21 protein-coding genes and 1 riboswitch are annotated in these 23455 nt (G+C 42.6%); of the genes, 16 read left to right on the top strand and 5 right to left on the bottom strand.

Translation table 11 applies throughout. The annotated features are described in order from the left end of the window. Positions 1-119: 119 nt before the first annotated feature. The gene (locus tag E2L07_RS02345; RefSeq protein WP_134228599.1) at positions 120-1622 is read right to left on the bottom strand and encodes a transposase; all 1503 of its coding nucleotides are present in this window, start codon (positions 1620-1622) and stop codon (positions 120-122) included. Between the two features lie 256 nt (positions 1623-1878). Between E2L07_RS02345 and E2L07_RS02340 the strand changes: the two genes are divergently transcribed. Both E2L07_RS02340 and E2L07_RS02335 read left to right on the top strand, forming a co-directional pair. Continuing rightward, the gene (locus E2L07_RS02340; protein ID WP_010898404.1) at positions 1879-3036 is read left to right on the top strand and encodes an alpha/beta hydrolase; all 1158 of its coding nucleotides are present in this window, start codon (positions 1879-1881) and stop codon (positions 3034-3036) included. A gap of 375 nt (positions 3037-3411) precedes the next feature. Continuing rightward, a complete protein-coding gene (locus E2L07_RS02335) occupies positions 3412-4044 on the top strand; it encodes an SIMPL domain-containing protein (protein ID WP_166740005.1) in 633 nt (210 codons plus the stop codon). On the opposite strand, the gene E2L07_RS02330 is transcribed toward E2L07_RS02335, so the two are convergent. After that, positions 4026-4256: a hypothetical protein gene (locus E2L07_RS02330; RefSeq protein ID WP_053431038.1), complete on the bottom strand. Its 231-nt coding sequence runs from the start codon at positions 4254-4256 to the stop codon at positions 4026-4028. The genes E2L07_RS02335 and E2L07_RS02330 overlap by 19 nt on opposite strands. 75 nt (positions 4257-4331) lie before the next feature. Then, positions 4332-5564, bottom strand: coding sequence for an aminopeptidase (locus E2L07_RS02325; RefSeq protein WP_053431039.1), 1233 nt, complete (start codon positions 5562-5564; stop codon positions 4332-4334). 149 nt (positions 5565-5713) lie between these two features. Then, positions 5714-5757, top strand: a riboswitch (PreQ1 riboswitch). A gap of 121 nt (positions 5758-5878) precedes the next feature. Between E2L07_RS02325 and queC the strand changes: the two genes are divergently transcribed. The 7 genes from queC to E2L07_RS02290 all read left to right on the top strand — a co-directional run bounded on the left by queC (position 5879) and on the right by E2L07_RS02290 (position 10438). Continuing rightward, positions 5879-6550 (top strand): 7-cyano-7-deazaguanine synthase QueC, encoded by a 672-nt coding sequence (gene queC / locus E2L07_RS02320; protein ID WP_010898400.1) that lies wholly within the window; start codon positions 5879-5881, stop codon positions 6548-6550. After that, positions 6547-6969 (top strand): 6-carboxytetrahydropterin synthase QueD, encoded by a 423-nt coding sequence (queD, locus tag E2L07_RS02315; RefSeq protein ID WP_010898399.1) that lies wholly within the window; start codon positions 6547-6549, stop codon positions 6967-6969. Before queC ends, queD begins: the two co-directional genes overlap by 4 nt. After that, a complete protein-coding gene (gene queE / locus E2L07_RS02310; RefSeq protein ID WP_134228740.1) occupies positions 6966-7676 on the top strand; it encodes a 7-carboxy-7-deazaguanine synthase QueE in 711 nt (236 codons plus the stop codon). Before queD ends, queE begins: the two co-directional genes overlap by 4 nt. A gap of 28 nt (positions 7677-7704) precedes the next feature. After that, positions 7705-8202, top strand: coding sequence for a preQ(1) synthase (gene queF / locus E2L07_RS02305; protein ID WP_134228739.1), 498 nt, complete (start codon positions 7705-7707; stop codon positions 8200-8202). Positions 8203-8370: 168 nt separating this feature from the next. Next, positions 8371-8985, top strand: a complete 615-nt coding sequence (locus E2L07_RS02300) for an erythromycin esterase family protein (protein WP_010898396.1) — start codon at positions 8371-8373, stop codon at positions 8983-8985. Between the two features lie 258 nt (positions 8986-9243). Next, a complete protein-coding gene (locus tag E2L07_RS02295; RefSeq protein ID WP_134228738.1) occupies positions 9244-9876 on the top strand; it encodes a YusW family protein in 633 nt (210 codons plus the stop codon). A gap of 79 nt (positions 9877-9955) precedes the next feature. Beyond that, a complete protein-coding gene (locus E2L07_RS02290; RefSeq protein WP_134228737.1) occupies positions 9956-10438 on the top strand; it encodes a low molecular weight protein-tyrosine-phosphatase in 483 nt (160 codons plus the stop codon). Between the two features lie 92 nt (positions 10439-10530). On the opposite strand, the gene E2L07_RS02285 is transcribed toward E2L07_RS02290, so the two are convergent. Beyond that, entirely contained in the window at positions 10531-11976 is a 1446-nt protein-coding gene (locus tag E2L07_RS02285; RefSeq protein ID WP_134228736.1) for an NADP-dependent glyceraldehyde-3-phosphate dehydrogenase, read from the bottom strand. A gap of 338 nt (positions 11977-12314) precedes the next feature. Between E2L07_RS02285 and E2L07_RS02280 the strand changes: the two genes are divergently transcribed. The 7 genes from E2L07_RS02280 to E2L07_RS02250 all read left to right on the top strand — a co-directional run bounded on the left by E2L07_RS02280 (position 12315) and on the right by E2L07_RS02250 (position 21583). Continuing rightward, positions 12315-12956, top strand: coding sequence for a nitroreductase family protein (locus tag E2L07_RS02280; protein WP_053431045.1), 642 nt, complete (start codon positions 12315-12317; stop codon positions 12954-12956). 445 nt (positions 12957-13401) lie between these two features. Then, positions 13402-14346 carry a diguanylate cyclase gene (locus E2L07_RS02275; protein WP_134228735.1) on the top strand — a complete coding sequence of 315 codons (945 nt, stop codon included), beginning with the start codon at positions 13402-13404 and terminating at the stop codon, positions 14344-14346. Between the two features lie 72 nt (positions 14347-14418). Beyond that, positions 14419-15405: a diguanylate cyclase domain-containing protein gene (locus E2L07_RS02270; protein ID WP_134228734.1), complete on the top strand. Its 987-nt coding sequence runs from the start codon at positions 14419-14421 to the stop codon at positions 15403-15405. Further along, positions 15327-15791 (top strand): response regulator transcription factor, encoded by a 465-nt coding sequence (locus tag E2L07_RS02265; RefSeq protein ID WP_134228733.1) that lies wholly within the window; start codon positions 15327-15329, stop codon positions 15789-15791. Before E2L07_RS02270 ends, E2L07_RS02265 begins: the two co-directional genes overlap by 79 nt. After that, positions 15791-16825, top strand: a complete 1035-nt coding sequence (locus E2L07_RS02260) for a HEAT repeat domain-containing protein (RefSeq protein WP_134228732.1) — start codon at positions 15791-15793, stop codon at positions 16823-16825. The genes E2L07_RS02265 and E2L07_RS02260 overlap by 1 nt, the downstream gene beginning before the upstream one ends. A 3-nt stretch (positions 16826-16828) precedes the next feature. Further along, on the top strand, positions 16829-18277 hold the full coding sequence (locus E2L07_RS02255) for a glycosyltransferase family 2 protein (protein WP_134228731.1): 1449 nt from the start codon (positions 16829-16831) through the stop codon (positions 18275-18277). A gap of 30 nt (positions 18278-18307) precedes the next feature. Beyond that, positions 18308-21583: a hypothetical protein gene (locus E2L07_RS02250; protein ID WP_134228730.1), complete on the top strand. Its 3276-nt coding sequence runs from the start codon at positions 18308-18310 to the stop codon at positions 21581-21583. 478 nt (positions 21584-22061) lie between these two features. On the opposite strand, the gene E2L07_RS02245 is transcribed toward E2L07_RS02250, so the two are convergent. Further along, a complete protein-coding gene (locus tag E2L07_RS02245; protein WP_243854882.1) occupies positions 22062-23402 on the bottom strand; it encodes an ISLre2 family transposase in 1341 nt (446 codons plus the stop codon). Between the last annotated feature and the right edge of the window lie 53 nt (positions 23403-23455).

The following is a 23455-nucleotide window of genomic DNA, read 5'->3' as shown; positions in this document are numbered from 1 at the left end:
AAATGAACCAAAATTACTGGAAATTGGATTGGAATGGCCTGCACACTCATTATTTTCATTGTATTTTCAAAAATGTGCATGACAAAGAAACCTATTGCCATTATTTTTTTAAAAATTGACTAGGCGGCTTTAGGAAAGATGATTTCTTCAATATTTAACTGCTCTTTCTGACTGCTGTACCAAGCATCGATGTGCTGACACATCATTATGGCGTATAGGCGAATGTACCACATTTTTGTTGACCGGTGGCGTCCAGATTCCAAGTGATAATCTATTTTTTCTCTTTTATTAGAACGTTCAACAGAGGTTCTTCGTTTGTATATAAGTTTCCACTTTTCAGAGGACCTTGGTGTTTTGGTAAATAATCGTAGATTATCCTCTCTGAATGTATGGAATGTCCGACCATATTTTGCTTTTGAACACGGTGATGAGCATGTATTTTTGGTACCGCAAGCAAGTGGACAACGCCATTTTTGCCGATTTTGAGATTTGTCAAACCCGTTGGGCTTCATCTCCTTCCCAATCGGACAGATTGGAACACCTGTTGGAGATATTTGAATATCACTTTCTGTACTAAAGTTCTTCTTTGTTCGAACATTTAAATCGATGAAGGGTTCCACATTTTGATGTTCAAGTAGCTCATAAATGGCCTCAGCATCGTGCGCTGCATCAAGAAGAATTTTATCAATCGTGCCCAAGGTGTACCGTTGCGAAAATTCAATTGAACTAACCACTAGGCTGACTGAATCATGCCGGGAAGCAGGATGCAGCCGTGGATATAGCGGTAAGTCGTATTGGCTATCGCTAGTGGATATCATGTAGAGATGATATCCGTTGAAGTACTTTTCCTTAGAACTATCCCAGCCTGAGTCGATGTCGGGTTGTGAATACTGGCGTGGGTGAGTACAGTTCGTTAGTCCTTGGGCACTACAATTACAGGTTGATTTACTTCTCGGGTACCTAGCTGTTTCAATTGGTGTCCCATCTCCAACTACACCTAGAGCTTCGGGATCCCCAAGAAGACCAAGTTTCGTAGAAACCGCTAAAAATTGGGATTGAAAAAACTCAAATAATCGGTCTCCTGGCAGTTGTTTTTGTTTGGAACCATAACGCATTGCCCGATCAACGAGTTTACGAACAATTCCGGGATTCTTAGGTTCAGCTTTTTCACCCTTTTTAGGCTTCTTTTTCTTTTTTGACTTTTTCTTTTTAGGTTTGACCTTCGGCATAACATTCGGGCTTTCGAAGGCCCATAAACGTTTGAAAAAGTCTTCAAATGTTCCAACACCTGGTGTGTCACCGGGTTCAAAACCGCTAAGAATTGCATACAACGGAACGCGACGAAGTTGATCAACCCAATGAGTAATACCTTTTGTAGGTTGAACAAATAATGAAAGCAGATAAGAACGCATCATAGAAGCAGGGTCACGAGGCTTTGGTCCCTTTTTGGAATAGGAATCACCAAGCCATGTAGTTACCGAAGAGAGATCAGTTATCCAAAGCTTTTTAATTACTGGCCAATCCTTATTAACAAGGGTAAGAATGCCGCCAGAATAATGGGCATTTAACTGATTTAGAACGAAGTTTTGATAAGTTTCGTGTGCAATAAACGTTGGTTTCATTTTGGCACCTCAATCACAAGTAGTAAGGGAAAATAATCCCTTCACCGGCGATTATTGTGGTGTTTTTGAAAAGTCAAGTGTTTCTTGTCGAATTCGAGAAAATATTTTGATAATTAATTTCCAGTTTTAAAAAATGAACATTAAAAAATCCCACCTAAAATAGGAGGGATGAAATAAATTGGTTTGAGGAAAATCCTTGAACCACAAAGCTCGGCGAATGCCGAGAGTCTATCTTAGAGTTAGGAGGAAGCAGCGTATGATCAGGATATTCCAAACGGTTTTACTCGCAATTGTTTCAGCTATCGTAGGTTTTATGATCATTTCGATCACGTTCGTGGAATATTGGTCCCATACGGAAGCTGGAAAAGTTCCTCCGAAAACCGCTGTACTACTCCATGCTATTCATCATAATTTAGTAACTCCTGACATGCGTCCACCGAAATTTCTTACACAATCAAATGGACATTCACGATTTAAGACAGAGTTGATTCAAATACCTGTTTCAGACGGGGCATCGATACCAGCTCGAGTGTATCAGCCTAAAGCAAGTGGACCCCATCCAATTATTTTGTATTATCATGGCGGGGCATTTTTAGAAGGATATGGGGACATTAACACCCATGATAATATCGTTCGCGCTTTGGCGGTCCGGACAGGCAGTATTGTCGTTGCGGTTGGCTATCGCGTGGCTCCAGGTCACCCGTTTCCAACAGCGATTGAAGATAGCTATGATGCACTTGATTGGATTTCAAAAAATGCTGAGTTGTTTAACGGAGACCCAGCAAATGTTGCAGTTGTTGGGGATAGTGCAGGAGGCAATATCGCCACTGTCGTTTCGCTAATGGCAAGAGATCGAGAAGGTCCTGAGATTTCCGCCCAAGTATTGTTATATCCCCTTACGACCTTCCAAGATGTCGCATTTCCTTCGCGGGATCATTATGATAGCGGCTATTATCTGCTATCGCGAGCGGTTATGGTTCAGGCTCGAGAGAAATATACGCCTCAGCAAGAGTCGTGGTTAAATCCCTACACTTCTCCGCTGAATGCTGATTTGGAAGGGGTTCCACCGGCCTTTGTTGTAACTGCTGAGTTTGACCCACTCCGGGATGAAGGAGAAATGTATGCACAAAGCTTGGCAGATGCAGGTGTTCCCGTGCAAGCGATCCGCTACAATGGTGTGATGCACGGATTCGTTTCCTTTTATGAAGTAATGGAGAGAGGGGATGATGCTCTTCATCAGGCTTCGATGTTTTTGAAAAAGTCGTTCTATGACGATATGGACGCTAAACCATATGAACTCGTCATTGATGACGTACCTTCTGCCCAAGTGGCGATTAAGGATCGGCTTGAAGCTTATGCTATCGGTGGATTTCTCATCGGAAAACAGTCCCTATCTCTATTTTCTGGATGGTGACCGAAGAGGCTAGTACAAAACACAGTTTATTTTATATGGGGTTGATTGTTTCATAAACCACTTGTTGCTTTTTCCGCAGGCGTCTCGTGATTTTGACCATCAACTTGAAAACGTCCGTCTAGTTATGCGTGTGGATAGAACTTACGAAAAGTATACGGCCATAAACGCCGATCAAACAGACATCTCATGAAGTAACAGAAAAAGGTTCGGATCATCAAAATAAAATGATCTGGATCTTTTTTTACGCTTGGCTCGTTTTGTCCCAGTCTCTTTCTTGCTCATAGCTGGTTGTACGAAGCAAAGACAAAAAACGAACCTATTGAGAATGCGGCACATATGATTTATCACAGCAATGCCCAAAGGGGGAATCGTTTCATGACAAATGAGCACGGAAGGCTAACAGTGGTAGGGGAAGGCAAGGTTACTGTGCAGGCGGATGTGGTCGTGCTTAGCATCGGTGTGTCCACGACTCATTCAAATGTGGAAGAAGCAGTGAGAGAAAATAATGAACGAGCTCAAGCGGTGGTAGGGGCTTTGCAGCGAATGAGAGGAGTAGAACAAATCGAAACTTTGGCCTATTCCGTCTCACCGATCTACGAATTTGTAAATGGCGAACAAATCGTTCGTGGCTATTCTGCTGTTACTTGGTTTGACGTGACTGTCGATGATTTAACTGTTGTAGGAGAGGTATACGCTGAAGCATTTGCGCATGGGGCGAACGAGACACGAGATCTTCGGTTTAAAGTATCTGATGAGGAGGCTCACTATCAGCAGGCACTGCAGCTAGCTGTACAAAGAGGCTATGACCATGCTCAGGCGATGGCAGGTGCCAGCATGGTTGAGTTGGAACAGCCTCCTGTGAACATGAGGGAGTTGATAGACGGACCAGTGACCATTCAAAGGCAAGCATATGCCCTTGCTGCAACTGTCGGTCCGCCTATCGAACCACAGCAAATGGAAATCGTCGCGAGAGTAAAGCTTGAATTTTCTTATGACCGAACAAATTGACGTTCATCCTCAATAAGACCACACGCCCCGCATTGGACTCTCATTTGCGGTCCTCGGTATGGCATATGGAAAGGCTCTAATTGTTCTTGGGCATATGTTTGGATGACTTCACCTGTCTGGGGATCAAGCTTGACGGCCTCCGCTTGTTGTTCGATGAAGTGAAACCGAGAACGGTTCGTTTTACATTGAGGACAAATATAACTTGGACTCATAAGGCATTCCTCCTTTTTTCTAAGTGTGTCCAAAACGAAAAAACCAACCACTGGGAATGGTTGGCTTTTGGCAAATTAGAACGCCCAATTTCCTTTACGGAACACAGGCTCGCGCTTTCCATCTTTTGTTATACCGTCAATGTCCATTTCACTGCTGCCAATCATGAAGTCAACGTGTGTGATGCTCGTATTGATTCCGGCCTGCTCAAGCTCCTCTTCACTCATCTCTTTCCCGCCTTCAATGTTAAACGCATAGGCCGTCCCGATGGCTAAATGATTGGAGGCGTTTTCGTCAAAAAGGGTATTATAGAAAATTAAATCTGTTTCTGAAATAGGTGACTGATGTGGCACGAGAGCAACCTCACCAATGTACCGGGCACCTTCATCAGTATCCAGCAACCGTTTCAACGTTTCGTATCCTTGTTCGGCAGTAAAATCAACGACTTTCCCGTCTTTAAACGTGAGCGTGAATTGATCAATTAATGTACCGCCATAGTTCAATGGCTTCGTGTTGGTTACTGTTCCGTTGACACCTGTTTTCTTGGCTGCGGTGAACACTTCCTCTGTCGGAATATTGGCGACAAAGTCAACGCCATCTTTATTTGTGCTCCCACCAGACACCCATAAGTGTGTGTCAGGCAATTCAATCGTTAAATCCGTACCAGGTGCTTTGTAATGGAGGGCATGGTAGCGACGTTTGTTCAGTTCGTTCATCTTCTCATCCAATGTCTTCAAATGGTTTTTCCATGCGGCAACAGGGTCTGCTTGGTCAGTACGCGTAGCGGCAAAGATTGCCTCCCAAAGCTTCTCAACTGCCCGATCTTTAGATTCGTCTGGGAATATTTTCTTCGCCCAACCTTCTGAAGGGGCGGCTACAATCGACCAGCTCACTTTATCAGCCATAATATACGAGCGGAATGTTTTTAAAGCTTTCCCCCCGGCTTTGTTTAAGTTGGCAACTCGTTCAGGATCGGCATCCTTCAATAGATCCGGATCTTGACCGGTAATCGACAAAAACGCTGCACCGTTTTCCGCTAGCTCTTCAAACCCTTTGGCAATCCATGCTGGATACTCGTGGAACGCTTCATCTGGTGCCAAATGGAACTTTGTCCGCGTAAGCTCTTCATCGCTCCATTCGACATGAACATTTTTTGCTCCAGCTTCATAAGCTTTTTTCGCCACGAGGCGGACGAGTTCCAAAGCTGAAATCGGCGTGCGGATGACTAAGGTTTGCCCAGGTTGAATGTTGACCCCTACCTTTACGGCAAGTTCTGCGTATTTTTCTAGGTTTTCTTGAAACGTTGTCATGTTATCCCTCATTTCATTATCTATTCGTTCCCGTGGATTACAAAATTATCTTACCAACTTTTTCATAGTAAGAAAAGGATGACGCTACCCAAACTGGATAAGCTATAGTATAATAGCCGTATTGCCATGAAGAAATTCACAGGTTTTCTGTGAGAGAGGTTCGCGAACTCCCTCTATAAAAAACTAAGGCAAGGCTGTATCAAGCGGTACAGTTTTCTTTTCGTTTGCCGCTAGCCGGCGAGGGTTTTTCGAGCTCGTTCTTCACGATAGGTAAGAGGGGAAACCGCTCTGTTGTGAAAGGAGAATGAGGGAAGATGGAAAACAAAAAAAAGAAAGCCGTCGTAGTGTTCAGTGGCGGCCAAGATAGTACGACATGCCTGTTTTGGGCATTGAAAACATTTGATGAAGTGGCGACAGTGACGTTCGATTATGGCCAGCGTCATGCCGAGGAAATTGAGTGTGCAAAGGAAATTGCTGAACAGCTTGGGGTTTCGTTCCGCGTACTCGATATGACGTTGCTGAATCAATTAACAGAAAGTGCGCTTACGAGAGAGGAGATTGCAGTAAAAGATGGAGAGAACGGTGAGCTCCCGTCTACGTTCGTCCCAGGGCGCAATCAATTGTTTCTTTCGTTTGCTGCTGTATACGCCAAGCAAATCGGTGCGCGCCACCTTGTCACCGGAGTGTGTGAAACAGACTATAGCGGCTATCCTGACTGTCGCGACGTGTTTATAAAATCGCTAAATGTCACATTAAATTTGGCGATGGATGACCAATTTGTCATTCATACGCCGCTTATGTGGTTAGATAAGGCAGAGACGTGGAAGCTAGCAGATGAATTAGGGGCTTTGGACTTTGTACGAGAAAAGACGCTCACGTGTTATCACGGAATTCGTGGGGATGGCTGCGGGGAATGTCCTGCTTGTATGTTACGTCGCCGCGGGCTTGAGTTGTATCTGGCTGAAAAAGAAGGTGACCGGGCATGATGCAGCAATTTTATCCGCAAACCCACCATCCGTACAGCTTCGAGTTAAATAAAGATATGCACTTAGCTGCTGCCCATTTCATCCCGGCAAAAGACGCAGGAAAATGTCAGGATGTTCACGGGCACACATATTTCATCAATGTGACAATCGCTGGAGACGAATTAGATAAAACAGGATTTCTCGTTGACTTTAAACAACTAAAAACAATCGTCCATAAACGATATGATCATACACTATTAAATGACCATGACGAATTCAAAGGGACTTTCCCCACAACCGAAATGGTAGCGAAGACGATCTATGAGCGAATTCAGGCTTATTTAGACAATCGGCCAAATAAGCCCGTCTGCGTCCAAGTGGTTGTGAGAGAAACCCCAACAAGTTATGTTGTGTACAGGCCAAAGAAGGTGGCGGAATGAAGCGAATTCCCGTAATGGAGATTTTCGGTCCAACCGTTCAAGGAGAAGGAATGGTCATAGGGCAAAAGACGATGTTCGTTCGCACGGGGGGATGCGATTATAGCTGTTCATGGTGTGATTCGGCCTTCACATGGGACGGCTCACTCAAAGCAACGCTGAGGACGGCTGATGAGATCATTGCAAAATTGGAGGAGATCGGCGGGGAGCGTTTCTCCCATGTGACCATTTCCGGCGGGAATCCTGCTCTTCATAAAGGGATAGGCGAGCTAGTGGACAAGCTTCACGACAAAGGCATTCGTGTGGCACTAGAGACACAAGGCTCTTTATGGCAGGATTGGTTTCTCAAAATCGACGATTTAACGATTTCGCCAAAACCCCCAAGTTCACAAATGAAAACTGACTTTACGAAGCTTGATCAAATCATTGAGCGATTGGATACAAAGCAAATGAGCTTAAAGGTTGTCGTATTTAATGATGAGGATTTTCGTTATGCAGAATATGTCCACGAACGGTATCCACATGTCCCTTTCTTTTTACAAGTTGGAAATGAGGATACGGTAACAGGCGATAATGCCCTTTTAATACGGACACTTCTTGACCGATATGAATGGCTCATCAACAAAGCGACCGATTCAACGATCATGAACGATGCGAAAATTTTACCGCAGCTCCATACACTTGTGTGGGGGAATAAGCGTGGTGTCTAAACCTTTTTATTTGGAAGGAGAATGAACAGTGACTGGAAGGAAAGAGGAAGAGCTTGAAGGGGTTACGCTGCTTGGAAACCAAGGGACAATCTATACGTTTGACTACAATCCTGACATTTTAGAGGTGTTTGAAAACAAACACCAAGAGCGAGATTACTTCGTGAAATTCAACTGTCCTGAATTTACAACACTCTGTCCAATGACGGGACAGCCTGACTTTGCTACTGTTTACATTAGCTACATTCCCGATGTAAAAATGGTGGAAAGTAAATCACTGAAACTATACTTGTTTAGCTTTCGCAACCATGGTGATTTCCATGAGGATGCGATGAACATCATTATGAACGATTTGATCAAGCTCATGGACCCTCGCTACATCGAAGTGTGGGGTAAATTTACTCCTCGTGGTGGCATTAGCATTGACCCGTATACGAACTATGGCCGTCCTGGAACGAAATACGAGAAAATGGCCGAATATCGAATGATGAACCATGATTTATACCCTGAAACGGTAGACAATCGGTAACGCTTTTAAATTTATCCAACAAGAAGTGCTCTCAGCCAAGAGAAAGGTTTGAGAGCATTTTTTGTTTGAAGCCGCAGTCTGCCTAACTAGAAGGTAGGAAGCTCTCGGGTGGATTGACTTAAAATAATGGCATTTTACTCGATATTGTATGCACAGAAAGGGGATTAAATGTTCAGAACATTTACGGAGAAACGCTCGGAATGGAAAGAACAAATCAGTGAGGAAATTATACCTTTGATTCATAGAGGGATGGTTAATCGAAAGCAATGGCTATTAGTAAATTTAAAAGGACGCTTGTGGTCAGGAAGCCTTCGAGATCAGTTCATGTTTGAAAACATCGAATGGTTGCGCAATTATTATAAGGGAGAGAAACTCATTGTTTGGGCCCACAACTATCATATTCGCAAAAATCGCTCCCTTTTATTGGAACTATTAAGAATAAAAACGGTAGATCACTTGCTCGCGAAAAAATACGCTGACCGAGTGTTTTCTGTTGGGTTTTATGCTGGAAGTGGCACATGCTTAACCCCTTATAAGGACCTTCACGAAATCACAATGATAAATCAGTACCATCTTGAACTTCTACTAAAGGAATTGAATGGACATACGTTCTTTTTACCTACGAATATTGGGGCAAAAAGAAATGCTTGGAACAAGCAAGCATGGTGGCTATTAGAAACGAGATTACTAGGAATGGCTCCTCTCGTTTTAAAACCTATTAAGGCTTATGATGCTATTTTCTTCATTAAATGTGTGAAGCCACCTCAGGAGTTGGGAGGTTAGGTAGAAAAGAGTTTACTCGTATTACAGGGACGTTCAATCGCTGTGTTATTTTTTCGTATCTATATAAATGGTGATGAAAAAAATGAATAAGCTCTGCATGTCAATCTGGTACATAGACAGCTTTCTTTCTGATGATAAATGGTCTAATAAGAGCTTATCCTATTTTCTTTTTCGTCGTCTATTTTTTGAGAAAGGGGAGTGTCGACTTATTGCCTTTTAGCCCGAATCTAGTATAGTAGTGAGGGAAGGAGGTAATTTATGAAGCGGCATTATTTATTTAGCATATGTATATTGACTCTCCTTCTCCTTGCTGCTTGTGGATCATCGGCAACGGAAGATCATGAGCTGGAGGTACCAGAAGATCATGAGACGATCGAGATAGATGGGGAAGAGGAAGACTCGTCCCAACCCGTATTTTCAGATGAAGAAGCACTTGTCGTTGATGATCTGCTTGAAGAAGAGAGCCGGGGAGAAGAAGCGACTGAACATAGTGAACCAATAGAGGAGGATACGTCCACTCCTTCAGAAGCATCTGGGTCAGAAAACGTAGAGGAGACCGAACAACGACCTGCTGATGAAAACAATCAAGCCTTTGCTCTTAATGTGAAAAAGTTTAAGCTAGAGTTGGAATGGCAGGACGGAGACGAGCTAGAAATGGAGTATGAACAGAAGAAAAACGAGAAAGGGAAGGCAAAAGTCGAGTGGGATGGAGCGCATAAGGAAAAAATGTCGGGTAAACAAGCGGTTGAGTGGATGGAAGATTTTCTTTCCCAGCTTGATCTTTCGGAAGGAACGAACTCTGACAGGTTAAAATCTCAAGTTTATGCGATCCTCGACATTGATCCATCCGAAGTGGAAGAGCTGGATCTTGAGATTGAATTTTTTGACTAAATCATCGGGCTCCATAGAATGATGGCCAAGCTCATATTGCTTTCTGTATACAAGAGGAGAATTAAAGGAGTCGAGAAATGTGATACGAGTATTGTTTGTATGTTTAGGAAACATTTGCCGCTCACCAATGGCTGAAGCGATCTTTCGTCATAAAGTGAACGAAGCGGGGCTATCCGCTTCATTTCAAATCGATTCAGCTGGAACGGGCAACTGGCATGTGGGCAAACCGCCTCATAAAGAAACACTGACCATTTTACAGGAAAACGACATTCCTTCCGGGGGATTAAAGGCGAGACAGGTAGTAAAAGAGGATGTTCATCGCTTTGATTATATGATCGGAATGGATACGGAGAATGTCGGAAACCTTCGCGCGATAGCTGGAGCAACTGGAAAAGCAGAGATTTCTCGGCTTCTAGATTATGTACCTGCTGCAACGATAGTGGATGTACCAGACCCTTACTTTACAGGGAATTTTGATGAAGTGTACGATCTTATTTCCGAAGGATGTGAGCGGTTGCTTGCTTATATCTGTGAAAAAGAAGGGCTAACGGATCAAGGATAAACCAATGTGTAAAAAGAGCCAGCGATTCTAAGATGTCGCTGGCTCTTTACAGTTACTAGCGAAAAGTCTTTTCCACTCGACAAGCCATAAGATTACAGGTTAAGTACGGTCACGCGCTCGCGAGTCATGGATAAAAGGCTTGGCTTAATGCCTTGTACACCTAGACCAGATTTTTTTACACCTAAGAATGGGAAGTGATCAGGCCCACGCTCCGTTTTTGCGTTAATATGGACCGTCCCGACTTCTAAATGTTTCCCGATGTTGATCGCGCGATCGGTGTCTTTCGTAAAGATGCTCGCTTGAAGCCCATAGTCGGATTGATTGCTCAAGCTAATGGCTTCATTTGCGTCTTTCACTCTAATGATTGGAAGGACAGGGCCGAATGGCTCTTCCCAAGCTACACGCATTGCAGGTGTGACATCATCTAACAGTGTCGGTGACAAGAGGTTGCCTTGACGCTTGTTGCCAGATAGTAAGGTTGCTCCATTTTCGAGGGCATCATCGATTAACCCTTGAATGAACTCTGCGCTTTTTTCATCAATAACGGGAGTAATGTCCGCATCGTCCTCAGGGCTTCCGACCGTTAGTTGCTCGACTAGCTCCTTAATGTTAGCTACGAGCTGATCTGCTACACTGTCTTGAACGAACACACGTTTAATCGCTGTGCAACGTTGACCAGAGTAGGAAAAAGCTCCGCTCACAATTTGGCTAGCTGTAAGCTTTAAGTCGGCATCGTCGAGAACGATCGCTGGATCTTTTCCGCCAAGCTCTAAAACGACAGGAATCATTTTCGCTTTTTCGGAAATACGCTCTCCAGTAGTTGTTCCACCTGTAAATGTAATCATATCAATACCTGGGTGTTCAACCAAGTGGTCACCGATAACAGAACCACGGCCGGTTACAACTTGAATGATTCCTTCTGGTGCTCCTGCATCTGCAAGTGCTTCAACCATTTTAATACCGCTTAATGACCCTTGAGTTGCCGGTTTAAAGACGACAGTATTTCCTGCCACGAGGGCTGGGGCAATTTTTGCTGCCGCAAGGTTAACTGGGTAGTTAAATGGTGAAATCGCTAAAACGACACCAAGAGGTTCGCGCTCCACCAGAGCAATTTTCTTCGAACTTCCCCCTTTGAACTGGTCCCCTTTGAGGGTTTCTCCATTTAAACGGAGGGCTTCATCAGCTGTGTGGCGGATAATGTCGGCTGTTCGACTAACCTCACCAATTGCTGATTTTTTTGGTTTGGCGACTTCATGCATGATGAGTTCGCCAATGATCTCTTTTCGTTCCTCTAAAAGGTCAGCCCAAGCGTAAAGCAAGTCTACACGTTCATGAATCGGGCGAATCTTCCAAATTTTCTGTGCATCTTTTGCTCCTTGAATCGCATCATTTACTTCCTCTTGGGATAAGGCTGGGATAGATCCAAGAGCTACGCCAGATGCTGGAGCAGAAATCGAAATGCGTTCGCCAGTTCGACTTTCCACCCACTCACCATTCCTTAGAATGTTTGCGTTGAATTGTTCTGTTTGTAAAGCCATACTGTAAACCACCTCTCCACTCTTTTTTATATATTTTTAAGAGTTTCCTCGATTATAGAGGGAAAAGAGAATGGTGACAAGTGTTTTGCTCATACTTTCACAAATAAAGCGCTTTATTTGCCCATTATTAAAAATTTTGGTAATTTTCTATTTATTTTGTTTTGAGCAACGCTTTTTCGTTGTGATCCCAGTTTCAGCCTTATTATGTGACAATTTATGCAAGTGAAACAGGGAAAAGGCAGTTTTTTAGTGAGCTAATATTCAATCGTTCAATCACTTTACTTTTGTAAGTCGATTCGTTACGATATGAAAGAACGAAAGAAAGGAGAGTATGCTTCATGCCACAATTAACAACGAATCATGACGCTAAACTTTTTCAAACGATTGAAGAACGCCATTCTGTTAAGCAGTATGAAAAAGGATTTAAGATTTCGGAAAAAGAAAAGGAACAAATATTAACAGCTGCCGCGTTGGCACCATCATCGTGGAATTTACAACATTGGAAGTTTCTCGTGATTGAGGATGAAAAGAAAAAAGAACAATTATTACCGATTGCATACAATCAATCTCAGGTGGTAGACAGCTCGTTCACCGTTGCGGTACTTGGTGACTTAGAGGCGAATAAAAATGCTGAGGCTGTTTATCAAACAGCTGTTGACAATGGATTTATGACAGAAGAAGTGAAAAATACTCTTGTTGGTCAAATTAACGGTGCCTACGGTCGGGGAGGGACTTTTGCACGGGATGCTGCGTTTTTGAACGCTTCGTTGGCTGCGATGAATTTAATGCTTGCAGCTAGGGGGCTAGGGTATGACACGTGTCCGATGGGGGGCTTTAATGGAGCAGAATTTGTCAAAGCGTTTAACGTTCCTGAACGGTATGTACCTGTCATGCTCATTACGGTTGGGAAAGCAGCAAAACCGGCCCATCCGTCATCACGGTTTTCATTAGAAGAAGTTGTCGTTAAAAATTCATTTTAATGAAGAAAAAGAAAATAACGAAACGTTTTAAGGCATGAGTCTCTGATGGCTCATGCCTTTTCTATGTACGAAAAAGGGAAGACCTTTTCTAGTGTATAAATCACTAAATACTTAGTCTTAAAAACGAACCTCAAATTGTTAGTTACAGTCTACGATTGAAGGGATGTGAACTTCATTCCTAGATCGACAGCCAGTCCTTTTACTTAATTTTATCCCTAATATTAGGTGGATGTATAGTTTTTGTGCAGAAGACCTTGATATAATGTTGATCATTCAAAGGGACGGAAGGGATATATGAATGAGCAAGGCTATTTTTATTGTCGCTTGTGTATACAATTAACCATGTCTAAAAAGTAAAAAGATTCATGTTCTCTCCATCATAATGAATCATCATCTACCATAGGCATTGATAAGACGGTAACGTTGATAGGGAGATGTGAATAGGATGAAAAAAATCCAAATTGTTGATGATTCACAATCAAATATTCGTAAGCTAGAAAATCTACTGAACACTCATTTTCTTGTGACGGTTGCCCGAACGGGGGAAGAAGCGGTTCGAATGGCAAAGGAAAACGTCCCAGACCTGATTTTGCTCGAAGTGGCGCTCCCAGATATGGACGGATTTGAAACGTGTAGGCGTCTAAAAGCTCAGGTAGAATCGGCGAAAATTCCTGTCATTTTTGTTTCAAGTTTAAAAGAGAAAGAGGCCGTTATTAAAGGTTTTGAGGTAGGAGGGCAAGACTATATAATCAAGCCTTTTGAGGCGAGAGAGCTTGTGCTTCGAATGAAATCTTTATTGAAGCAAGAAAGTTCACGCAAGTACCTTGAACAACATGTAAAAATGTTGGAAGAGCAAAATGAAAAACTGAAAGGAAAAATTCAGAAGGTCGATCGGCTGTCTAGGGTAGATTTTCTTACAAACTTAATAAATCGTCGAGACATGCAGGAGAAAATACGTGCAGAAATCAATCGGAGCATACGGCACGGGAGATCTTTTACTTTAGCGATCGTTGATATTGATTTCTTTAAAAACATCAATGATACGTACGGTCATGATTGCGGTGATCATGTGTTGAAACATTTCGTATCCACCCTTAAGAACAGTGTTCGTTCAAGTGATTATGTTTCAAGGTGGGGAGGAGATGAGTTTCTTTTACTTTTTCCAGAAACAAAACTGGAAGAAGGGAAAAAAGCTTGTGAAAAAATCAGACAAAAAATCAATGAATCTCCCGTCATTTATAAGGGGATGACCATTTCGATTACTGCGACATTTGGAATTTCTGAATATCGCCCTTCGGTTCGGATCGAAGAGTTGATTAAGGCGGCAGATGACGCTTTATATAAAGGAAAAAAAACAGGAAAAAATCAGGTGGTGGTCCAAGGCATGTAATCTTACGGGGGATGATTGACGGTGGAAAGTACAGAAGGATAAAAGGCATTTACAAAAGGCGGGTGTCGTAGAGTGGGAGAAACGAATCAACAGGGCGTACAGAACCCCCTGCAAACGAAAGGTGTAGCCGAGCAGCAGGCAAAGAAAGAGAAACAGGTCGTGTTCATTTATTATGACCATGAACCTACCTACAAATTGCTTGAGAACCAACTAGTGGATCAAGGTGATTTTGAGCTCGTATCTACGAATCAATCGGATGATGCGGTCGCAATTCTCGGATCCCTTTCTATTGATAGTGTTGTGTTTATTAATACAGCGAAATCTAAACAAATGTATCAATTATACGAAAAAACAAGTGGGAGTCACCATTATCTTCACGTCCCTTTCTTTTACATAGGTGAATGCAGCCATGAAGAAATGGGCCAAATTTTTGCGAACGGACACGAATTCATATCCAGCCCATTTAACCTAGAAACTTTCTATTTAAAGATGAAAGCAAAGCTTGATCATTGTACTCGAATAAAAAACGATCGGCAAATTGATTTAGTGACCAAATTATACACGGAACGATTTTTAGAGAAAATGTTTCATTTGCAGGTTGCGAATCTGGTCAGGTTTAAAACATCTTTCACGGTGATCTTCTTATCTTTATACAATTATTACGAATTAAAAACGAAATATGGGTTAACGATTGCAGATCAAATTGTGGCTACAGTGACTGACTATATTAAAAGTCAAGTGCGGGATTCTGATCTTGCTTTTCGAATGGATGCAGAGGATGAGATCGCGGTCATTTTACCAAACGGGGGTCAAACAGAGGCGGGATATTTTGTTCGTCGTGTCTTTGAACATATTCCTCCCGTGACGACTACGGAAAACGGGGAGCCACTACAATTTTTCATCGAGCTTAGTGCAAGCCTCGTGGAGATTAACAATGCAGACGTCACATATGAAGGAATGCTAAAAAAGGAAAAGAAGCCTTGCAGGAGGCTGTTTTTAAAGGGGCTTCAACGATCGAAACAGTCAATGACTTCCAAGAACCAAACGTTGAGAAAATAAAAGTAACGGTGATTGTCGAGGATCAGGTAATCCGCAGCGTACTCGTTAATTTGCTACAGCGACTCACGCTCGAATATTTCGAACTTGATGTTCAAACCTTTTTTGATGGGGAAGCGCTATTAGAATCTTCTTGGCACCGGTCAGCCCATACACATATCGTGATCATGGATGACGTCTTACCTAAGCGAAATGGTCTGGAGATGGTCCATGAGCTGCGAAAAATGCCAAACAATGAAAAGTATATTGTCATGATGTTATCGAACAGAAAAACAGAAGAAGATGTCACATACGCTTTTGAGATGGGTGTCGATGATTATATTACAAAGCCGTTTAACGTAAAATTTGTAGAATCTCGTCTTAAACGGTATTTAAAGAGGTTACGATAATGGGGAATGCGATCGTATGGTTAACAATAGCCATTTTGAGCTTTATGGCCGTTTTGATTTTGTTATTCATCTATTTAGTTGTCCAACGAATGATCGAAGTTCGTGTTCAGCGCAAAATCGCGGACTACGTTAAAGACGGAAGCGACTGGGCTTATCGCTATTTAATAGAAGGTGATGCGCCTGCTGAGCAAATCATTCCAGACTCTTCAACAAAGCTCATTGCCATGGAAAAAATCCTTCGTTCATATGCTAAAAATATTAGCAGTGACATGGTATCAGCGCGAATTACCGATTATGCGCATCAATTCCTTTCGCCCTATTATAAAAAAAATTTAAATAGCCTGAATTGGAGCACTCGCATGAATACGCTCCATCGGATTTTAGAGTTTCGGATGAAGGATCTGTTAGATGATGTTCTAAACATGCTAAACGAAAACAAACATTACTCGGATGACGAGTACCTACAGATTTATCGCATATTAGCTGCTTTTCAGTATGAAGACTTTCTACAGCATTTATTGAATCCGAAGATTGAGATGAATGAAATGGAGTATCGAAAATTATTATTTGAGTTAGAAGAAAAGCCGTTTTTAAACATGATTGATCATTATCAAGACTTCCCTTCTGCATTGAAACACACCGTCCTTGATATGATCGGGGTCAAACACCTCGTTGAGATGGTTCCCTTTCTAGAGGAGCGAATTCATGATGATGAGCTGGAGGTTCGAGTTCGGTCACTTAAGGTACTCAGCCAACTTGGGATCGTTCAAAACGAAAAAATCTATTACCCTTTTGTAGAATCTGAGAATTGGGAGGAACGCATGATGGTCGCCAAAATATTGGCCAATGTAGATTCACCCGAGGCGGTTAGCAGCTTACAACATTTATTGAAAGATCAGTCGTGGTGGGTTCGCTCACAAGCTGCCCAATCCATAGTTCAACAAAAAAATGGCAAATCGGTGCTTCGCGCGATTGTGGAGACCGAAGAAGATCCCTATGCGAAAGACATAGGGAAAGAAGCCTTAGGAATGTGATCGATGATGAATGCTATAACAAATATAGTGTCGTACCTTCCCTATCTTTTTGCTTGGTTCCTTCTAGGTTATATGGGGATTGTCGTGCTCGTTTATACCGGAATGCTCTTACTTTCCGTCGTTCAATTGAAACGAGAGCAGAAGCTTAATAAGCAAGAGGTTTATGATGATTATTTAGAATTAACGTATACGAAGCCTGTTTCTATCCTAGTTCCAGCTTACAATGAGGAGACAGGGATTATTGAAACGGTTCGCTCTTTATTAAGCTTAAAATACCCACAGACGGAAATCGTTGTCGTCAATGATGGTTCAACGGATCAAACGCTGGAGGTTATAATTGAACACTTTCAGATGGTTAAGGTTGGGAAGGTGATCCGTAAGCAAATCGAAACGGAGCCGATTAAAGGGGTCTATCAATCGACGATTTTCCCTCATTTGCTGTTGGTTGATAAAAGCAATGGGGGGAAAGCAGATGCGTTAAATGCAGGGCTTAATGTGTCAAAGTATCCATACTTTTGTTCCATTGACGGTGACTCGATATTAGAAACAGATGCTTTGTTAAAAGTGATGAAACCCATTGTGACATCAAGAGATGATGAGGACGAGGTTATCGCTTCGGGAGGTAACGTACGCATTGCCAATGGAAGCGATATTCAGATGGGGAGTGTACTGTCTGTTCAGCTAGCGAAAAATCCATTAGTCGTTATGCAGGTCATTGAATATTTGCGCGCTTTTTTAATGGGGAGAATTGGATTGAGCCGGCATAACATGGTGCTTATTATATCTGGTGCGTTTAGCGTATTTGCGAAAAAATGGGTCATGGAAGCAGGAGGGTATTCAAAGAAAACCGTCGGTGAAGACATGGAGCTTGTCGTCAGACTCCACCGCTTGGTAAAAGAAAAAAGATTGAAAAAAAGAATCACCTTCGTCCCTGATCCCATTTGTTGGACTGAAGCGCCAGCAACATTCAGGGTTCTACAACGACAACGAAGCAGATGGCACCGCGGATTAATGGAAAGTCTATGGCTTCATCGCGGGATGACCTTTAACCCGAAATATGGTTTAGTTGGAACGGCATCCATTCCTTACTTTTGGATTGTTGAGTTTTTTGACCCCGTCGTTGAATTAATGGGCTATCTTTATATTGTGTTTGCTTTCTTCTTTGGAGGTCTTTATGTAGAGTTTGCATTGGCCTTGTTCCTCCTGTTTGTCTTATACGGGACCGTTTTTTCCATGACTGCTGTTATTTTAGAGGGGTGGAGCTTAAAACGGTATCCAAAGGTTAGCGATATGTCTCGCTTGATGATCTTTTCTCTATTTGAAGCTTTATGGTATAGACCACTAACGGTGCTTTGGCGTTTTGGAGCCATTATTGAAGCCTTGTTCAGGTCAAAGGAATGGGGAGAAATGACGCGAAAAGGATTGACCAAAGCAGAACAAAAAGCTAGCTAGAGTCTACTTTTTACGGAAAGGAATTTAGATATGAAGGCGTTGCTGATTAAGTTAAGTATCGGTTTATTGCTCCTTCTCATGTTTTTGCCTGTTGCTTTATGGTATTTAAAGGAGCCGACGGAATTGCAGGTCGCCATTCTCGATAAAACGGTCCCTGACGAAACCTATCGTGAGCATCTTGGAATTACGTGGGTTTTGAATAGCTATAAGTATGAAAAAAAAGACGGGTCATCGTATCACGCGGCGACTGATTATTATGGGTTTGTTCCTAATGAAAGCGAGCAAACGTATTCGGTTCAGCCTCTTCCTGAATCGTTAGATGATGCGGATGTAATCTACGTAGCCGATACGTATGGTGTCTATGAGGAAGACTTACCATGGATCGATCTTGAACGAGAAGGAACTCGCTCTGAGCTTTTATACGGGGGGCTCGAAATGGAGGAATGGCAAACGATTTATGATCGTTTGCAGCAAGAGAAGCGAAGTACTCTCATCGTTGAATTTAACTCGTTTGCTTCTCCAACTGAGGAGAATGTCCGTGACAGTGTTAGTGAATATTTATACGTTAAGCGCTCTGGGTGGATCGGTCGCTACTTCCAAGAGCTAGACCATGAACTAAACAATGAAATTCCGGCTTGGATGCTTGATCATTACAACGAGTTAGGTTTGGAGTGGAATTATGAGGGGCCAGGTTTTATCCTCGTAGATGAGGAGGCTCAAGAAATTGTCGTTTTGCTCGAAAAGGAACATTTTAATGAAAAAGGCATTCGCATGAGTTTTACAGAGCGGGGGCAGGAACTGTTCAATTTGACTACAAGTCCAAATTACTTGTACTGGTTTGATGTCGTTGAGGCAGAGCGTGAAGAAGATGTTCTAGCTTATTATGACTGGGACTTGACAGATGAAGGGAAAGCGGAGCTTCTGAAGCATGATCTTCCAATTCAGTTTGCAGCAGTGGTTGGACATGATCGTCCCCAATCGCGAAGCTTTTACTTTGCAGGTGATTTTACAGATATTGCAGAAGTTCCAAAAGTCCATCAATACAAAGGGATCAACAAATTAAAAGCTTTGCTGGCATGGGATGATTTTTCGGAGGAGCGCTTTTTTTGGAAAACATACGTGCCAATGATGAAAACGATCCTTGAGCTGCACACTGCTGAAACTCTGATCGAACCTGAGGAAGCGGTGGCTGTGGCACAAAAGGATGGTCTTGCGTATACGGCAAGAATCAATGATCAAGATTACGAGGTATTCGTAGACGATGAGTGGAAGAAGTTGCAAATCCATGGAGTTAACCTCGGGATGGGGAAACCGGGGACATTTCCAGGGGAAGCGGCCATTAAAGAAAAAGATTACTATCGCTGGTTTGAACAAATCGGAGAGATGGGCGGAAATGCAATCCGTGTGTATACACTACACCCACCGGGCTTTTATCATGCGTTAAAACGATATAACGAACAGCATGAAAATCCGATTTATCTCTTTCATGGCGTGTGGATCGATGAAGAGCCACTTGAAGATACACTTGATGCGTTTGATGAAGAAACAAATGAAGAGTTTCAACAAGAAATGAAACGAATCGTTGATGTTATCCATGGAAATGCTGTCGTGGATCCTAATCCTGGGCATGCCCATGGCGTGTATCAAGCCGATGTTTCCCCCTATACGATCGGCTGGATTATTGGGATTGAGTGGTATCCTCACACAGTCAAAGCAACGAATAAAAACAATCCTGATATAGGGGATTATGACGGCAAATATGTGGAAACAAAAGATGCTGAGCCGTTTGAGTATTGGCTAGCTAATCAGTTTGATATTTTGCTTTCGTATGAAATAGAGCAATATAACTGGATTAGGCCAGTCAGCTTTACAAACTGGGTTACAACCGATCTGTTGACACATCCAGCGGAGCCATACGAAGATGAAGATCTAGTCGGTGTGGATCCGAATGTGATTCATCTCAAAGGACCAGCAACAGAAACCAATCAATTTGCCTCCTATCATGTTTACCCGTATTACCCTGATTTTTTGAATTATGAAGAAGACTATATTCATTATGTGGATCATCGGGGTGAATTGAATAATTACGCGGGCTATTTGAAGGATTTGCATGATGCTCACGATCTTCCGATTTTGATCGCTGAATTTGGTGTTCCAGCATCTAGAGGTCTTACCCACGAAAATCCATTTGGGAAGAATCAAGGGTTTTTGTCAGAAGAGGAGCAAGGGAAAATTGTCGTCGAATTGTTTGAGGATATTATCGAGGAAAAGCTTTTAGGTGGGCTTATCTTTACGTGGCAGGATGAATGGTTCAAACGCACATGGAACACGATGGATTACGATAATCCTGACCGTCGTCCTTTTTGGTCCAATGCTCAAACGAATGAGCAGCAATTTGGCTTGCTCAGCTTTGACCGTCTAAAAGTGAAAGTGAATGGAGACGATCAAGACTGGGAGGATGCATCCTTACTTTATGAAGAGGATCACCCGTATGTGAAGAGGCTGTACATGGATCACGATGAACGTTACCTTTATTTCCGAATCGATATGAAGTCGGGATCAACTGACGATTTCTTTAAAGATGGATTCCCGATTTTGGTGCTAGATACTTTACCGGGCCAAGGTAATGAGCACATCAAAGAAGTTGAGGGTGTGACCTTTGATCACGGAATTGATTTCATTATCGAATTGAAGGGCTATGATGAATCGCGAGTAAAGGTAGACTCCTATTATGATTTCTTCACCTATCAATACAGCCAAATCTATCAAATGATCGAAGAGACATCCATTGAGCCTCAAAATAATACGGGGGTGTTTCAAAAGATTCACTATGCATTAAACCAAGAGATCCGTATTCCATCAACGAATGAAGTGATCCCGTTTAGTTACTACGAAACAGGAGAACTGCGTCATGGAAATGGTGATCCTGAAGCAGATGATTACGATTCCCTTGCTGACTTTTTTGTCAATGAAGAAAAAGGAATGATAGAAGTCCGCATTCCATGGCTACTATTAAGTTTTAAAGACCCGAGTCAGCGTGAGGTCATGTCGGCTATCTACGAGGGTGAAGGCGGAGAAACGAGTGAGATCATCGAAGGGGTTCGTGCAGGGGTGTTATTTGTTGAACCAAAGGATGATGACTCTTATCAAGTCGTTGATGCTCTACCAGCACTAGATGGAGATCGTCTGACGGATGAAGTGATGAACATGTATACTTGGGAAACGTGGGATATTCCCCTCTATGAAGAACGACTGAAGCAATCCTATGATCTAGTAAAAGAAGCGTTTACTTCCATTAAAGAGTAACAGACCTAAACAAGAAGCTGTGACAAAACTAGCCAAACGTAATAAAAAGGTTCGAATCATTTTATTTTGATGATCCGAACCTTTTTTCTGTTGATTGATTGCTGTTTATGGCCGTGTACTTTCGCAAGTTCAGAAGCACTCACGAAGAAGGTCTTGAACTTCAGGATGGACACGGAATTGATGAATGGGTTCGGTAACTAGGCTGACACCCTTAAGCTAGCCACATCATACGAATACTGTCAAGCTATCTCTTTTTTCTGTTTGTGTCAACTATTAGTGGGCATTTTTTGGGGAGATTTGAAAATGCCTCTTTTTGTTTAGTTGTATCAAATTAATTTTACTCTAAGCTCCGTTGGACTGCATCAGCTCGCTTTCCGCGGATTGTGTCAACCTTTTGTGGGAGGAATATTTTCCATTCTCATAGGTGTAAGCGAATTCAGAATGTTAGGGTTCTCCTCTGTTAAGAATCTTAGGGCTTTTAAAAGCCTTTCAAGTCTTTCAGTGCTCGGTAAACTGGAATATTCGCTCTTTGTTTGAGATACATGATGTTATTTCGTGTCGCTTCACCAATTGTACTCTCGACCTTCTCCAGAAAGTACTTGGGAGGACGTTCTTCCTTTGGCTCTGTCCATTCTTCAACACGTCCCATTAGTGTTTTGAGAGGGAGTTTATCCATTAACGCAACCATCGCTGTCATCATGGCACTAGCGCCTTTTTCAACCCAACTTCGTCCATTCTTCAAACGTTTCGCAAAAACACTCATGGTTCCCTCAGCACTTCCCATTGGGCGGAACCCTGTCGGATCAATCCCCTGATCTTTCAGCCATTGTCTGTAATCTCCCAATGCTTCGGGGTACTGTTCAAGCTGATGAATCAACGCCTCTAAACGCTCTTCTTTCGCTTCTGTCTCAAGCGTTCCCACTGCACTGTTGAGCTCTGTTATAAGTGTTTCTCCATCATACTTTGCGAGGGCTTTCTGCATGGCTCGATAACGCCTGTGATCTCGAAACAGTCTCCTGATATCACGTGCCACATGGAAACGATCAATCGTGAAGAAGGCTCGTCCTTGAAAATAGTCTCGACAAGCGGTAATCCAAGTCGCTCCATCCCCGTTAATGACAAGTCGATGCACCGCTGGATCATAGTCAAACGCCTCCATGAGAAAAGTCTCAAGCCCCTCCCAAAACGGTTCTTTCCCCCGATGAACATAATGTCGCTTCTCCTTTAAACTCACCCTTTTTCCGTTGACCTCCCAGCCTTGATGAACCGCTGCGATTTTCTCTTCTTTCCCTTTGATTCGTTTCTCTTGTCGCTTTAGATACAGTCCATCCACCTCGATAAACAATACTGGATGTGTGATAGGCTGACGGTCTTTCTGCGTCGCTTCTACTTCTAACAGATGTTGGCGAATGGCTTCATGACTAATGACACGATAACCAAGAAGAGTCTCAAGCGTGTTCGATGCCTTTCGGTAGGAAGGACTTGTCACAGCGAGCTCAATCGCGGCTTCTTCTACCAAAGGGCTAAAACCTTTTATCCCCTCAAATTGCAGGTACTGGTCAAGGAGATAAACATATTTCCCTGTTTCACGATCTCGATAGTAGGAACGCTTCAGCTCAATCTCACCAAATAAACTGTCTATTTTTAGAGGCCGTTTATCTTTATAATGGAAGCGTTGCTTATCACGTTGTTGCATAATTTCTTCGTCATATTCCTCTAGTATGCAGGTCATCACACTTGAGAAGGTTTCCTGTAACTTCCTCCAAACTAGCTGTTCAAGTTCTTTTAAAGTTGGGTATTCTGTGTTATTCTTTTGCATAGGGTTTCTCCTTTGAATCGGGTTTTTGTCGACTATGATTCTACCAAGGAGAG

Source organism: Halalkalibacterium halodurans (assembly GCF_004376175.1).
GTDB lineage: Bacteria > Bacillota > Bacilli > Bacillales > Bacillaceae_D > Halalkalibacterium > Halalkalibacterium halodurans.
Note: the sequence above shows the minus strand (reverse complement) of the source record. Positions and strands in the feature narration are given on the sequence as shown.

Bases quoted from the DNA above. Each gene is read 5' to 3' on its own strand.
- E2L07_RS02345 (WP_134228599.1), bottom strand. From the start codon at position 1,622: ATGAAACCAACGTTTATTGCACACGAAACTTATCAAAACTTCGTTCTA.
- E2L07_RS02340 (WP_010898404.1), top strand. From the start codon at position 1,879: ATGATCAGGATATTCCAAACGGTTTTACTCGCAATTGTTTCAGCTATC.
- E2L07_RS02335 (WP_166740005.1), top strand. From the start codon at position 3,412: ATGACAAATGAGCACGGAAGGCTAACAGTGGTAGGGGAAGGCAAGGTT.
- E2L07_RS02330 (WP_053431038.1), bottom strand. From the start codon at position 4,256: ATGAGTCCAAGTTATATTTGTCCTCAATGTAAAACGAACCGTTCTCGG.
- E2L07_RS02325 (WP_053431039.1), bottom strand. From the start codon at position 5,564: ATGACAACGTTTCAAGAAAACCTAGAAAAATACGCAGAACTTGCCGTA.
- queC (WP_010898400.1), top strand. From the start codon at position 5,879: ATGGAAAACAAAAAAAAGAAAGCCGTCGTAGTGTTCAGTGGCGGCCAA.
- queD (WP_010898399.1), top strand. From the start codon at position 6,547: ATGATGCAGCAATTTTATCCGCAAACCCACCATCCGTACAGCTTCGAG.
- queE (WP_134228740.1), top strand. From the start codon at position 6,966: ATGAAGCGAATTCCCGTAATGGAGATTTTCGGTCCAACCGTTCAAGGA.
- E2L07_RS02300 (WP_010898396.1), top strand. From the start codon at position 8,371: ATGTTCAGAACATTTACGGAGAAACGCTCGGAATGGAAAGAACAAATC.
- E2L07_RS02295 (WP_134228738.1), top strand. From the start codon at position 9,244: ATGAAGCGGCATTATTTATTTAGCATATGTATATTGACTCTCCTTCTC.
- E2L07_RS02285 (WP_134228736.1), bottom strand. From the start codon at position 11,976: ATGGCTTTACAAACAGAACAATTCAACGCAAACATTCTAAGGAATGGT.
- E2L07_RS02280 (WP_053431045.1), top strand. From the start codon at position 12,315: ATGCCACAATTAACAACGAATCATGACGCTAAACTTTTTCAAACGATT.
- E2L07_RS02275 (WP_134228735.1), top strand. From the start codon at position 13,402: ATGAAAAAAATCCAAATTGTTGATGATTCACAATCAAATATTCGTAAG.
- E2L07_RS02260 (WP_134228732.1), top strand. From the start codon at position 15,791: ATGGGGAATGCGATCGTATGGTTAACAATAGCCATTTTGAGCTTTATG.
- E2L07_RS02255 (WP_134228731.1), top strand. From the start codon at position 16,829: ATGATGAATGCTATAACAAATATAGTGTCGTACCTTCCCTATCTTTTT.
- E2L07_RS02250 (WP_134228730.1), top strand. From the start codon at position 18,308: ATGAAGGCGTTGCTGATTAAGTTAAGTATCGGTTTATTGCTCCTTCTC.
- E2L07_RS02245 (WP_243854882.1), bottom strand. From the start codon at position 23,402: ATGCAAAAGAATAACACAGAATACCCAACTTTAAAAGAACTTGAACAG.